General features: G+C 63.7%; 22 protein-coding genes. All 22 read right to left on the bottom strand.

Annotation, left to right across the window (positions count from 1 at the left end; translation table 11 throughout):
• Positions 1–35: 35 nt before the first annotated feature.
• Positions 36–527, bottom strand: coding sequence for a 50S ribosomal protein L15 (gene rplO / locus BLO63_RS20105; protein WP_091444483.1), 492 nt, complete (start codon positions 525–527; stop codon positions 36–38).
• 21 nt (positions 528–548) lie between these two features.
• Positions 549–740, bottom strand: a complete 192-nt coding sequence (gene rpmD, locus BLO63_RS20110; RefSeq protein ID WP_091444486.1) for a 50S ribosomal protein L30 — start codon at positions 738–740, stop codon at positions 549–551.
• Between the two features lie 25 nt (positions 741–765).
• On the bottom strand, positions 766–1,317 hold the full coding sequence (rpsE, locus tag BLO63_RS20115; RefSeq protein WP_018390617.1) for a 30S ribosomal protein S5: 552 nt from the start codon (positions 1,315–1,317) through the stop codon (positions 766–768).
• Between the two features lie 43 nt (positions 1,318–1,360).
• Positions 1,361–1,723, bottom strand: coding sequence for a 50S ribosomal protein L18 (rplR, locus tag BLO63_RS20120; protein ID WP_018390616.1), 363 nt, complete (start codon positions 1,721–1,723; stop codon positions 1,361–1,363).
• A gap of 12 nt (positions 1,724–1,735) precedes the next feature.
• A complete protein-coding gene (gene rplF / locus BLO63_RS20125; protein WP_091444489.1) occupies positions 1,736–2,269 on the bottom strand; it encodes a 50S ribosomal protein L6 in 534 nt (177 codons plus the stop codon).
• A 20-nt stretch (positions 2,270–2,289) separates the two neighbouring features.
• A complete protein-coding gene (gene rpsH, locus BLO63_RS20130) occupies positions 2,290–2,688 on the bottom strand; it encodes a 30S ribosomal protein S8 (RefSeq protein ID WP_091444493.1) in 399 nt (132 codons plus the stop codon).
• 13 nt (positions 2,689–2,701) lie between these two features.
• Positions 2,702–3,007, bottom strand: coding sequence for a 30S ribosomal protein S14 (gene rpsN, locus BLO63_RS20135; RefSeq protein ID WP_018390613.1), 306 nt, complete (start codon positions 3,005–3,007; stop codon positions 2,702–2,704).
• A 59-nt stretch (positions 3,008–3,066) separates the two neighbouring features.
• The gene (rplE, locus tag BLO63_RS20140; protein WP_091444495.1) at positions 3,067–3,624 is read right to left on the bottom strand and encodes a 50S ribosomal protein L5; all 558 of its coding nucleotides are present in this window, start codon (positions 3,622–3,624) and stop codon (positions 3,067–3,069) included.
• Entirely contained in the window at positions 3,617–3,934 is a 318-nt protein-coding gene (gene rplX / locus BLO63_RS20145; RefSeq protein ID WP_091444498.1) for a 50S ribosomal protein L24, read from the bottom strand. Before rplX ends, rplE begins: the two co-directional genes overlap by 8 nt.
• Positions 3,934–4,302: a 50S ribosomal protein L14 gene (gene rplN / locus BLO63_RS20150; RefSeq protein WP_018390610.1), complete on the bottom strand. Its 369-nt coding sequence runs from the start codon at positions 4,300–4,302 to the stop codon at positions 3,934–3,936. Before rplN ends, rplX begins: the two co-directional genes overlap by 1 nt.
• A gap of 73 nt (positions 4,303–4,375) precedes the next feature.
• Positions 4,376–4,624, bottom strand: a complete 249-nt coding sequence (gene rpsQ / locus BLO63_RS20155; protein ID WP_018390609.1) for a 30S ribosomal protein S17 — start codon at positions 4,622–4,624, stop codon at positions 4,376–4,378.
• 10 nt (positions 4,625–4,634) lie between these two features.
• Positions 4,635–4,844 carry a 50S ribosomal protein L29 gene (gene rpmC / locus BLO63_RS20160; protein WP_018390608.1) on the bottom strand — a complete coding sequence of 70 codons (210 nt, stop codon included), beginning with the start codon at positions 4,842–4,844 and terminating at the stop codon, positions 4,635–4,637.
• 11 nt (positions 4,845–4,855) lie between these two features.
• A complete protein-coding gene (gene rplP, locus BLO63_RS20165) occupies positions 4,856–5,269 on the bottom strand; it encodes a 50S ribosomal protein L16 (protein WP_091444501.1) in 414 nt (137 codons plus the stop codon).
• A 30-nt stretch (positions 5,270–5,299) separates the two neighbouring features.
• The gene (rpsC, locus tag BLO63_RS20170; RefSeq protein WP_091444504.1) at positions 5,300–6,007 is read right to left on the bottom strand and encodes a 30S ribosomal protein S3; all 708 of its coding nucleotides are present in this window, start codon (positions 6,005–6,007) and stop codon (positions 5,300–5,302) included.
• Positions 6,007–6,387: a 50S ribosomal protein L22 gene (gene rplV, locus BLO63_RS20175; protein WP_018390605.1), complete on the bottom strand. Its 381-nt coding sequence runs from the start codon at positions 6,385–6,387 to the stop codon at positions 6,007–6,009. The genes rpsC and rplV overlap by 1 nt, the downstream gene beginning before the upstream one ends.
• A 10-nt stretch (positions 6,388–6,397) precedes the next feature.
• Entirely contained in the window at positions 6,398–6,676 is a 279-nt protein-coding gene (rpsS, locus tag BLO63_RS20180; protein WP_018390604.1) for a 30S ribosomal protein S19, read from the bottom strand.
• A 17-nt stretch (positions 6,677–6,693) separates the two neighbouring features.
• Positions 6,694–7,527 carry a 50S ribosomal protein L2 gene (gene rplB, locus BLO63_RS20185; RefSeq protein ID WP_091444506.1) on the bottom strand — a complete coding sequence of 278 codons (834 nt, stop codon included), beginning with the start codon at positions 7,525–7,527 and terminating at the stop codon, positions 6,694–6,696.
• Between the two features lie 23 nt (positions 7,528–7,550).
• Positions 7,551–7,847, bottom strand: coding sequence for a 50S ribosomal protein L23 (locus tag BLO63_RS20190; protein WP_018390602.1), 297 nt, complete (start codon positions 7,845–7,847; stop codon positions 7,551–7,553).
• Entirely contained in the window at positions 7,844–8,464 is a 621-nt protein-coding gene (gene rplD / locus BLO63_RS20195) for a 50S ribosomal protein L4 (protein WP_091444509.1), read from the bottom strand. Before rplD ends, BLO63_RS20190 begins: the two co-directional genes overlap by 4 nt.
• The gene (gene rplC / locus BLO63_RS20200; RefSeq protein WP_018390600.1) at positions 8,464–9,216 is read right to left on the bottom strand and encodes a 50S ribosomal protein L3; all 753 of its coding nucleotides are present in this window, start codon (positions 9,214–9,216) and stop codon (positions 8,464–8,466) included. The genes rplD and rplC overlap by 1 nt, the downstream gene beginning before the upstream one ends.
• A 22-nt stretch (positions 9,217–9,238) precedes the next feature.
• Complete coding sequence (rpsJ, locus tag BLO63_RS20205) at positions 9,239–9,547, bottom strand: 30S ribosomal protein S10 (RefSeq protein ID WP_013166261.1); 309 nt, start codon at positions 9,545–9,547, stop codon at positions 9,239–9,241.
• A 97-nt stretch (positions 9,548–9,644) separates the two neighbouring features.
• Positions 9,645–10,834, bottom strand: a 1,190-nt coding sequence (gene tuf / locus BLO63_RS20210) for an elongation factor Tu (RefSeq protein ID WP_091444512.1), incomplete at its 5' end; no start/stop codon positions are given.

A 10,834-nucleotide genomic window follows, 5' to 3' on the forward strand; every position in this document is an offset into this window, starting at 1 on the left:
GCGCCCTGTAAATCCGGTTAGGCCTGACGTAAGTGTCAGGCCGCCGATTCGCCAGTGTCGGTCTTGGACACCAGCAGCGTCACCTTGCCGCCGGCCTTCTCGATCGCCTCGATCGCGGACTTGGTCACATGGGCGACCTCGAACGTGACCTTGGCGGTCAGTTCGCCGGAACCGAGCACGCGCACACCGTCCTTGGCGCGGCGCAGAACGCCCGCCTCAACCAGCGCCGCCTGCGTCACGACAGCCGTCGCGTCCAGCTTGCCGGCATCGATCGCGGTCTGGACGCGGCCGAGGGAAACCTCGTTCCAGTCCAGGGCGAAGATGTTGGTGAAGCCGCGCTTGGGCAGGCGCCGATGGATCGGCATCTGGCCGCCCTCGAAGCCCTTGATCGCGACGCCGGTACGCGAGGTCTGACCCTTCACGCCACGTCCGCCGGTCTTGCCCTTGCCCGAGCCGATGCCGCGGCCGACGCGCATGCGCTTCTTGCGCGCGCCGGAATTGTCCTTGATCTCGTTAAGGCTGCTCATCGCCAGTCTCCTTCTGCGCCGTCAGGCTTCGACGACGCGGACGAGGTGGCGGACCTTGTAGATCATGCCACGCACGGCCGGGGTATCTTCGAGCGTCGAGCGACGCCCAAGCTTGTTGAGGCCGAGACCGACCAGCGTCGCCCGCTGGTCCTCGGGGCGGCGGATCGGGCTGCCGGTCTGCTCGACCGTAACCGTCTTGCTGCTGTTCGCCATGATTAGCTTCCCTACCTCTCAGGCGTCAGTCGGTCGCTTCGGCGTCGTCGATGCGACGGCGCGACTGAAGCTGCGATACCTTGAGGCTGCGACGCGCCGCGACAAGACGCGGGCTGTCCTGGTTCTTCAGCGCATCAAAGGTCGCGCGGACCATGTTGTACGGGTTGGACGAGCCAAACGACTTCGCCACCACGTCCTGCATGCCCAGCGTCTCGAAGACGGCGCGCATCGGGCCGCCGGCGATGATGCCGGTACCGGCCGGAGCCGCGCGCAGAATGACCTTGCCGGCGCCGTGATGGCCGTGCACGTCATGATGCAGCGTGCGGCCTTCGCGCAGCGGCACGCGGATCAGCGCACGCTTGGCGGCTTCCGTCGCCTTGCGGATGGCTTCCGGCACTTCACGCGCCTTGCCGTGACCGAAGCCGACGCGGCCCTTCTGGTCGCCCACAACCACCAGGGCGGCAAAGCCGAAGCGACGGCCACCCTTCACAACCTTCGCGACACGGTTGATGTGGACCAGCTTGTCCACGAACGTGTTGTCGCGATCCTCGCGTTCACGCTCACGTTCACGAGCCATGATCTTATCCTCGTCGTTCTGCGGGGTGATCCCGCTCGTGATCTCAGAAGTTGAGACCGCCCTCGCGGGCGGACTCGGCGAGCGCCTTGACGCGGCCGTGATAGATGAAGGCGCCGCGGTCGAAGACCACGTCCTTCACACCGGCTGCGACGGCGCGTTCCGCCACGAGCTTGCCGATCGCCTGAGCCGCGGCGACATCCGCGCCGGTCTTCAGGCTTTCCCGCAGGGCCTTCTCGAGCGTCGAGGCGGACGCAATCGTCACGCCGCGCGCGTCGTCGATGATCTGCGCATAGATGTGCTTCGACGAGCGATGCACCGAGAGGCGCGGCCGCCCGTTCGCCGTCGTGCGGAGAGCACGACGGACACGCGCCTTACGGCGCTCGGTAGCGTCCTTGTACTGTGCCATGGTTCGGGTCCGTTACTTCTTCTTGCCTTCCTTGCGGAAGATGAACTCACCCGCGTACTTCACGCCCTTGCCCTTATAGGGCTCGGGGCCGCGATAGGCGCGAATCTCGGCAGCGACCTGACCGACCTTCTGCCGGTCGATACCGCTGATGACGATCTCGGTCGGCTTCGGCGTCACGATCTGGATCCCTTCCGGGATCGCATAGTTCACATCGTGGCTGAAGCCGAGCGCGAGGCTCAGGCTCTTGCCCTGAACGGCGGCGCGATAACCGACGCCGCTGATCTCGAGCTTCTTCTCGAAGCCCTTGGTGACGCCTTCGACCAGGTTGGCCACCAGCGTGCGGGACAGGCCCCACATCGACTTGTGGCGGTTGGTCTCGCCGTTGAGGGAGAACAGGATAGCCCCGTCCTCCATCTTCACCGCAATCTCGTCGACAACCGTGGTTTCAAGCGCCCCCTTGGGACCCTTTACCGACACCGTCTGACCATTGATCGACGCCGTGACGCCGGCCGGAATGGTGATGGGGGCTTTACCGATCTTGGACATGTGCTCTCTCTCCTCCCCGATCAGAAGACCGTGAAGAGGACCTCGCCGCCCACGTTCTTATCGCGGGCTTCGTGGTCCGCCATCACGCCCTGCGGCGTGGAGACGACAGCGACGCCAAGGCCGTTGGCGACGCGGGGAAGGGTCTTGACGGAGGAATACACCCGCCGACCCGGCTTGGAGACACGCGAGATTTCGCGGATCACCGGCTCGCCGTCATAGTACTTGAGTTCGATCTCGAACTCGGTGCGGCCATTGACCGGCTCGGAAGCCGAATAGCCGCGGATGAAACCCTCAGCCGCCAGGACTTCCAGCACGCTGGCGCGCAGACGCGAACCGGGCGTGAGGATCTTTTCCTTGCGGCGCATCTGCGCGTTGCGGATGCGGGTGATGAGATCGCCGATCGGATCAGACGTGGACATGGGTCGACCCTCCTCACCAGCTCGACTTGACGAGGCCAGGAATCTGGCCCTGCGAACCGAGCTCACGAAGCGCGATACGGCTCATCTTCATCTTGCGGTAGTAAGCGCGGGGGCGCCCGGTGATCTCGCACCGATTGCGGATCCGCACCTTCGCCGAGTTGCGCGGCAGTTCCGCCAGCTTGAGGACCGCAGCGAAGCGCTCCTCGATCGGCAGTTCCTTGTTACTCACCAGGGCCTTGAGACGCGAACGACGGCCGGCATAGCTCTTCACGAGCTTCCGACGGTGTTCGTTCTTTTCGACCGAGCTCTTCTTGGCCATATGATCTTGCTCCTAGTCTCCGCGTTTGAGGCTCCCGCCCCACAGCCGGAAGGGGATGCTTACTGACGGAACGGGAAGTTGAAGGCCTTCAGAAGCGCGCGCGCTTCCTCGTCCGTCTTCGCCGTCGTGCAGACGATGATGTCCATGCCCCACATCTGATCAACCTTGTCGTAGTTGATCTCGGGGAACACGATATGCTCCTTGATGCCGAGCGCGAAGTTGCCGCGGCCATCGAAGCTCTTCGGGTTCAGGCCGCGGAAATCTCGAACGCGCGGCAGCGCGATGTTGACCAGGCGGTCGACGAACTCGAACATGCGGGTCTTGCGAAGGGTGACCTTCGCGCCGACCGGCTGGTTCTCGCGCAGCTTGAAGTTCGAGATCGCGTTGCGGGCGCGGGTCACAACCGGTCGCTGGCCGGCGATGAGCGCGAGATCCGCCGCAGCGGTCGTCACCTTCTTCGTGTCGGCCGTCGCCTCACCAACACCCATGTTGATGACGATCTTGTCGATCGTCGGCACTTCCATGGGGTTCTTGTAGCCGAACTGCTCGATCATCTGCTTGCGAACGACGTCCTCATAGAGCGACTTCATCCGCGGGGTGTAGCTGGTCTCAGCCATCGATCTTCTCCCCCGAGCGCTTGGCCACGCGCACCTTGGTGCCGTCCGCCTGCACAAGGAAACCGACGCGAGTCGGCTTGCCATCCTTAGGATCGGCAATCGCGATGTTCGACAGGTCGAGGGCCGCCTCCTTGGAGATGATCCCGCCTTCCTGGTTCGCGCTCTGCCGCTGGTGCCGCTTCACGAGGTTGACGCCGCGCACGCGCGCTTTGCCTTCCTTCGGCAGCACCTCAAACACCTCGCCCGTGCGACCCTTGTCGCGGCCGGTGAGAATGACGACCTTGTCGCCCTTCTTGATCTTCGCGGCCATCAAAGCACCTCCGGCGCCAGCGAGATAATCTTCATGTGGTTCTTCGCGCGAAGCTCGCGCGGAACCGGCCCGAAGATACGGGTGCCGACCGGCTCCTTGTTGTTGTTGATCAGCACGGCCGCATTGCGGTCGAAGCGGATCACGGAACCATCGACACGACGGATATCCTTGGCGGTGCGAACGACAACCGCCTTCATCACGTCGCCCTTTTTCACGCGGCCGCGCGGGATAGCTTCCTTCACCGACACCACAATGATGTCACCGACATGGGCATACTTGCGCTTCGAACCGCCAAGCACCTTGATGCACATGACGCGACGCGCACCGGAATTGTCCGCCACGTCGAGATTGGTCTGCATCTGGATCATGACGCACCTATTTCTCGCAAAAACCGCGCGCAGCCGTCACCGGCGCGCGCCCCTCAATCCCGTTTCCGGGCGCTCAGACTTCAGCCCGCTTCTCGCCCTGGACAACGATCCAGTTCTTGAGCTTGGACAAGGGGCGGTGCTCCTCGATCCAGACGGTGTCGCCTTCCTTCCAAGCGTTGCCCTCATCATGGGCATGGTACTTCTTGGAACGGCGGACGGTCTTCTTCAGCAGCGGATGGGTGAAACGGCGCTCGACCCGGACCACGACGGTCTTGTCCTGCTTGTCGCTCACCACGACGCCCTGCAGCATACGCTTCGGCATCGCCCTCTCCTCACTTAGCCTTGGCCGCAGACGCGGCCTTCTGCGCCTGGATGGTCTTGGTCCGCGCGATGTCGCGACGAACCTGACGCACCCGCGCCGTGTTTTCGAGCTGGCCGGTCGCCTTCTGGAAGCGCAGGTTGAACTGCTCCTTCTTCAGGCCCAGCAGCTGGTCCTGCAGCTCGTCGGCGGTCTTCGTCCGAATGTCGGAAGCCTTGGTCATCTGTTCCTCCGTCACTCAGCGATGCGCTCGACGAAGCGCGTCTTGATCGGCAGCTTCGCCGCCGCCAGCCGAAGCGCTTCACGGGCGATATCCTGGCTCACGCCATCGATCTCGAACATGATACGGCCGGGCTTGATCTTGGCGGCCCAAAAGTCAGGCGCGCCCTTGCCCTTACCCATGCGGACTTCGGTCGGCTTCGACGAAACCGGTACGTCAGGGAATATGCGAATCCACACCCGGCCCGCACGCTTCATGTGACGGGTGAGCGCGCGACGCGCGGCTTCGATCTGACGCGCGGTCACGCGCTCCGGCTCCAGGGCCTTAAGCCCGAACTGGCCGAAATTGAGGTCAGTTCCGCCTTTCGCAACGCCGTGAATACGGCCTTTGAACTGCTTGCGGAACTTCGTGCGCTTTGGTTGCAGCATGTCGCGCCTCTTATTCCTTCATCACTCTGTTCACGCCGCGTCGCGGCGCGACGAGCGACCACCCGAAGATTCACTTTCCGCCTGGCGCTTATCCTGCGCCATCGGATCGTGCTCCAGGATCTCGCCCTTGAAGATCCAGACCTTGACACCGCAGGTGCCGTAAGTCGTGAAGGCGGTGGCCGTACCGTAATCCACGTCCGCGCGCAAGGTGTGAAGCGGCACGCGCCCTTCACGATACCATTCGAGACGGGCGATTTCCGCGCCGCCGAGACGGCCCGCGCAGTTGATACGAATGCCTTCCGCGCCCAAACGCATCGCGGACTGGACCGCGCGCTTCATGGCGCGACGGAACGCCACACGGCGCTCAAGCTGCTGCGCAATCGATTCGGCGACAAGGCGCGCGTCGATTTCGGGCTTCCGAATCTCGACGATGTTGATGAAGACTTCCGAGTTGGTCATCTCGGAGACCTTCTTGCGCAGCTTGTCGATATCCGCGCCCTTCTTGCCGATCACCACGCCCGGACGGGCGGAGTGGATCGTCACCCGGCACTTCCGGTGCGGACGCTCGATCACGATCTTGGAGACCGCGGCCTGCTTGAGCATCTTCTGCAGCACTTCACGGATCTTGATGTCCTCGTGAAGCAGCTGGCCGTATTCGCCCTTGCTCGCGAACCAGCGCGAGTCCCAGGTGCGGTTGATGCCGAGCCGGAGCCCGACCGGGTTGACCTTCTGACCCATCAGGCCTTCTCCTCGACTTCACGCACCACGATGGTGATATGCGAGAACGGCTTCTCGATCCGGCTCGCACGACCACGGGCACGGGCGGCGAAGCGCTTCATGACCAGGCCCTTGCCGACATGAGCCTCGGCGACGATTAGATCGTCGACGTCGAGCTCGTGATTGTTCTCGGCATTGGCGATCGCCGATTCCAGGCACTTCTTCACGTCGCCGGCGATCCGCTTGCGCGAGAACTGAAGGTCGGCCAGAGCGGTCGCGACCTTCTTGCCCCGGATAAGACCGGCGACGAGGTTGAGCTTCTGGGGGCTGACGCGAAGGTTACGCGCAACCGCCTTGGCTTCCGTATCCGCGAGCGTGCGCGGACGAGCTGCCTTTCCCATGACCCTGCCTCTACTTCCGCTTGGCTTTCTTGTCCGCTGCATGCCCGTAATAAGTACGGGTAGGCGCGAACTCGCCGAACTTGTGGCCCACCATGTCCTCGGAAACCGAAACCGGGACGTGCTTGTTGCCGTTATAGACGCCGAAGGTGATCCCCACAAACTGCGGGAGGATCGTGGAACGGCGGCTCCAAATCTTGATGACGTCGTGTCGACCCGACGCGCGCGCGGCATCCGCCTTCTTGAGGAGGTAGCCGTCGACGAACGGACCTTTCCAGACCGATCGAGACATAGTTCAGTTTCCCTCGCTCACTTCTTGCGGGCGTGCCGGCTGGACACGATGAACTTGGTGGTCGACTTGTTCTTCCGGGTCTTCTTGCCCTTGGTGGGGAAACCCCAGGGCGTGACCGGATGACGTCCACCCGAGGTGCGGCCTTCGCCGCCGCCATGCGGATGGTCGACCGGGTTCATCGTGACGCCACGATTGTGCGGACGACGGCCGAGCCAGCGCTTGCGACCGGCCTTGCCGAGATTGGTGTTCATGTGGTCCGGGTTCGACACAGCGCCGACCGTACCCATGCACTCGCCGTGAATCAGACGCTGCTCACCCGAATTGAGGCGGATGATCACATAGCCCTGGTCGCGGCCGACGATCTGCGCGTAGGAACCGGCGGAACGGGCGATCTGACCGCCCTTGCCGATCTTCAGCTCGACATTGTGCACGATCGTGCCGACCGGCAGGTTGCCGAGCGGCGCGGCGTTGCCGGGCTTCACGTCGACGCTCTTCGAGGCGACGACCTGGTCGCCGATCGAAATGCGTTGCGGGGCCAGGATATAGCCGAGCTCGCCGTCCTCATACTTGATGAGGGCGATGAAGGCGGTGCGGTTCGGATCGTACTCGATACGCTCCACGGTCGCCGCAACGTCGCGCTTGGCGCGCTTGAAGTCGACGAGGCGGTAGGCCTGCTTGTGGCCGCCGCCGCGGAAGCGCACGGTGATGCGCCCGGTGTTGTTGCGGCCGCCCGCCTCCGACTTGCCTTCCGTCAGCGTCTTGACCGGCTTGCCCTTGTACAGGGACGAGCGGTCGACGATGACGAGCTGGCGAAGGCTCGGCGTTACCGGCTTGAAGGTTTTGAGCGCCATGTCTCTGGTCCCTTAATTCCGGCTCACAGACCCGTCGTGATGTCGATGGAGTGTCCCTCGGCGAGGGTCACGACCGCCTTCTTCACGTCGTTCTGCACGCCCTTGCGGCCCTTGAAGAACTTCGTCTTCCCCTTGCGGACCAGCGTGTTGACGCTCTCGACCTTCACATCGAAGAGCTTCTCGACCGCTTCCTTGATCTGCGGCTTGGTAGCCGTCAGAGCAACCTTGAAGACGACCTTGTTGTGCTCGGACGCCATCGTGGCCTTCTCGGTGATCACCGGGGACACGATCACGTCGTAGTGGCGCGGATCGAGACTCATTTGAAGCGCGCCTCCAGAGCGTCGACAGCCGCCTTCGTCAGAACCAGGGTCTGACGGCGCAGGATGTCGTAGACGTTGATGCCCTGGACGGGCAGCACGTCGAGATGAGTGACATTGCGCGAGGCCAGGCCGAAATTGGCATCAACCTCGGCGCCGGACACGACGAGCACGCTCGACAGGCCGAGGCCCGCCAGACGCTCCTTCAGCAGCTTCGTCTTCGGCTCGGACAGCACCGCATCGTCAAGGACGATGATCTGCTGATCCTTGGCCTTGGACGACAGCGCGTGGCGCAGAGCCAGCGCGCGCACCTTCTTCGGCAGCTCGCTCGCATGGCTGCGGGAGACCGGACCGAACGCCTTGGCGCCGCCACGGAACTGCGGAGCGGAAGCCGCACCGTGGCGAGCGCCGCCGGTGCCCTTCTGCTTGTACATCTTCCGCTTGGTGCGGTTGACGTCAGCGCGCGACAGCGTCTGGTGCGTGCCGGCCTGGCGACGCGAGAGCTGCCACACCACGCAGCGGTGCAGAATGTCCTGCCGCGGCTCGAGACCGTAGATCTCGTCCGACAGGGTGATGGAGCCGGCCTCGGCCCCTTCGAGAGTCTTGACGGCGAGTTCCATCACACGTTCTCCTCGGCCGCAGCCTCGGTCGCCGGCGCAACGTCAGCCGCCGGCTCGTCGCTGGCCGCTTCCGCGCCCGGCAAACGGAACTTGCCCGGCTTCGGCGCGGCTTCCGGAAGCTTCTTCTTCACCGCGTCGGCCACCAGGATCCAGCCGCCCTTATTGCCGGGCACCGCACCCTCGACCGCGATCAGACCGCGCTCGACATCGGTGAGCACGACCTTGAGATTCTGGGTCGTCACCGTCTCGTGGCCCATATGGCCAGGCATCTTCTTGTTCTTGAAGGTCTTGCCGGGGTCCTGACGACCACCAGTCGAACCAATCGAACGATGCGAGACCGACACGCCATGGGTGGCACGCAGGCCGCCGAAATTGTGGCGCTTCATACCGCCGGCAAAACCCTTGCCGATGGAGGTGCCCGTCACGTCGACGAACTGGCCGACCACGAAGTGATCGACGGTCAGCTCGGCACCGACCGGAATAAGGTCGGTTTCCTCGACGCGGAATTCCGCCATCTTGCGCTTCGGCTCAACCTTCGCGACCGCGAAGTGGCCGCGCAGAGCGCGGGTGGTGTTCTGCGGCTTCGCCTGACCGACACCGAGCTGGACGGCCGTGTAGCCGTTCTTCTCGAGCGTACGGTGGGCAACCACCTGGCAATTATCGACTTTCAGCACAGTGACCGGAACATGTTCCCCAGCATCGTTAAAGATGCGGGTCATGCCGACCTTCTGGGCGATGACGCCTGACCGCATGGCCGTGTCCCTTCGCCTTCTCTCAGAGCTTGATCTCGACGTCGACACCCGCAGCGAGGTCGAGCTTCATCAGCGCGTCCACGGTCTGGGGGGTCGGGTCGACTATGTCCAGCAGACGCTTGTGCGTCCGCATCTCGAACTGCTCACGGGACTTCTTGTCCACGTGGGGAGAACGATTGACCGTGAACTTCTCGATCCGCGTCGGCAGCGGAATGGGCCCGCGAACCTGGGCGCCCGTACGCTTGGCCGTCGAAACGATTTCGCGCGTCGAGGCATCCAGGATGCGGTGATCGAACGCCTTGAGGCGGATCCGAATATTTTGGCCGTTCATTGACTTCAGGCTCCCAGAGGGCTCGTCAGTCGGGCTCAGTAACGAGCTCCACGAAAAAGGGGCGCAGGCGTTCCAGCGCCCCTCGGGATTGTCGATGTCACTCGATGATGGAGGCGACGACGCCGGCGCCGACGGTACGGCCGCCTTCGCGGATAGCGAAGCGCAGCTTTTCTTCCATCGCGATCGGCACGATCAGCGCCACGTCAACCGTGATGTTGTCGCCCGGCATCACCATTTCCGTGCCTTCCGGCAGGGTCACGATGCCAGTCACGTCCGTCGTCCGGAAGTAGAACTGCGGACGGTAATTGGTGAAGAACGGCGTGTGACGGCCACCCTCTTCCTTCGTCAGGATGTAGGCTTCCGCCTTGAACTTCGTGTGCGGCTTCACCGAACCCGGCTTGCACACGACCTGGCCGCGCTCCACGTCCTCGCGCTTCGTGCCGCGAACCAGAATGCCGACATTGTCACCGGCCTGGCCCTGGTCGAGCAGCTTGCGGAACATTTCAACGCCGGTCACCGTCGTCTTGATGGTCGGACGGATGCCGACGATCTCGACTTCCTCGCCCACCTTGATGATGCCGCGCTCGACGCGACCCGTCACCACCGTGCCGCGACCCGAGATCGAGAACACGTCCTCGATCGGCATCAGGAACGGCAGGTCAACCGGACGCTCCGGCTGCGGGATGTAGGCGTCGACCGCCTTCATCAGCTCCAGAACCGCGTCATGGCCCAGCTTGGGGTCGCCATTCTGCAGCGCCACCAGCGCCGAGCCGCGGATGATCGGGATGTCGTCGCCCGGGAAGTCGTACTTCGACAGAAGCTCGCGCACTTCCAGCTCGACGAGTTCGAGGAGTTCCTCGTCGTCAACCTGGTCGCACTTGTTCAGGAACACCACCAGCGCCGGCACGCCGACCTGACGGGCGAGCAGGATGTGCTCGCGGGTCTGCGGCATCGGGCCGTCGGCGGCCGAAACCACCAGGATCGCGCCGTCCATCTGCGCCGCGCCGGTGATCATGTTCTTCACATAATCCGCGTGGCCGGGGCAGTCGACATGCGCGTAGTGGCGGTTCGTCGTCTCGTACTCGACATGCGCCGTCGAGATCGTGATGCCGCGCGCCTTCTCTTCCGGCGCCTTGTCGATCTGGTCGTACGCCGTGAACGTCGCGCCGCCCGTCTCCGCAAGAACCTTCGTGATCGCAGCCGTCAGAGACGTCTTGCCATGGTCAACATGGCCAATCGTCCCGATGTTGCAGTGAGGCTTCGAACGGTTGAACTTCTCTTTGGCCA

It is taken from the genome of Ancylobacter rudongensis (assembly GCF_900100155.1).
Classification (GTDB): domain Bacteria; phylum Pseudomonadota; class Alphaproteobacteria; order Rhizobiales; family Xanthobacteraceae; genus Ancylobacter; species Ancylobacter rudongensis.

Excerpts from the sequence above, each read along its gene's own strand:
- rplO (WP_091444483.1), bottom strand. The coding sequence starts at position 527 with ATGAGCAGCCTTAACGAGATCAAGGACAATTCCGGCGCGCGCAAGAAG.
- rpmD (WP_091444486.1), bottom strand. The coding sequence starts at position 740 with ATGGCGAACAGCAGCAAGACGGTTACGGTCGAGCAGACCGGCAGCCCG.
- rpsE (WP_018390617.1), bottom strand. The coding sequence starts at position 1,317 with ATGGCTCGTGAACGTGAGCGTGAACGCGAGGATCGCGACAACACGTTC.
- rplR (WP_018390616.1), bottom strand. The coding sequence starts at position 1,723 with ATGGCACAGTACAAGGACGCTACCGAGCGCCGTAAGGCGCGTGTCCGT.
- rplF (WP_091444489.1), bottom strand. The coding sequence starts at position 2,269 with ATGTCCAAGATCGGTAAAGCCCCCATCACCATTCCGGCCGGCGTCACG.
- rpsH (WP_091444493.1), bottom strand. The coding sequence starts at position 2,688 with ATGTCCACGTCTGATCCGATCGGCGATCTCATCACCCGCATCCGCAAC.
- rpsN (WP_018390613.1), bottom strand. The coding sequence starts at position 3,007 with ATGGCCAAGAAGAGCTCGGTCGAAAAGAACGAACACCGTCGGAAGCTC.
- rplE (WP_091444495.1), bottom strand. The coding sequence starts at position 3,624 with ATGGCTGAGACCAGCTACACCCCGCGGATGAAGTCGCTCTATGAGGAC.
- rplX (WP_091444498.1), bottom strand. The coding sequence starts at position 3,934 with ATGGCCGCGAAGATCAAGAAGGGCGACAAGGTCGTCATTCTCACCGGC.
- rplN (WP_018390610.1), bottom strand. The coding sequence starts at position 4,302 with ATGATCCAGATGCAGACCAATCTCGACGTGGCGGACAATTCCGGTGCG.
- rpsQ (WP_018390609.1), bottom strand. The coding sequence starts at position 4,624 with ATGCCGAAGCGTATGCTGCAGGGCGTCGTGGTGAGCGACAAGCAGGAC.
- rpmC (WP_018390608.1), bottom strand. The coding sequence starts at position 4,844 with ATGACCAAGGCTTCCGACATTCGGACGAAGACCGCCGACGAGCTGCAG.
- rplP (WP_091444501.1), bottom strand. The coding sequence starts at position 5,269 with ATGCTGCAACCAAAGCGCACGAAGTTCCGCAAGCAGTTCAAAGGCCGT.
- rpsC (WP_091444504.1), bottom strand. The coding sequence starts at position 6,007 with ATGGGTCAGAAGGTCAACCCGGTCGGGCTCCGGCTCGGCATCAACCGC.
- rplV (WP_018390605.1), bottom strand. The coding sequence starts at position 6,387 with ATGGGAAAGGCAGCTCGTCCGCGCACGCTCGCGGATACGGAAGCCAAG.
- rpsS (WP_018390604.1), bottom strand. The coding sequence starts at position 6,676 with ATGTCTCGATCGGTCTGGAAAGGTCCGTTCGTCGACGGCTACCTCCTC.
- rplB (WP_091444506.1), bottom strand. The coding sequence starts at position 7,527 with ATGGCGCTCAAAACCTTCAAGCCGGTAACGCCGAGCCTTCGCCAGCTC.
- BLO63_RS20190 (WP_018390602.1), bottom strand. The coding sequence starts at position 7,847 with ATGAGTCTCGATCCGCGCCACTACGACGTGATCGTGTCCCCGGTGATC.
- rplD (WP_091444509.1), bottom strand. The coding sequence starts at position 8,464 with ATGGAACTCGCCGTCAAGACTCTCGAAGGGGCCGAGGCCGGCTCCATC.
- rplC (WP_018390600.1), bottom strand. The coding sequence starts at position 9,216 with ATGCGGTCAGGCGTCATCGCCCAGAAGGTCGGCATGACCCGCATCTTT.
- rpsJ (WP_013166261.1), bottom strand. The coding sequence starts at position 9,547 with ATGAACGGCCAAAATATTCGGATCCGCCTCAAGGCGTTCGATCACCGC.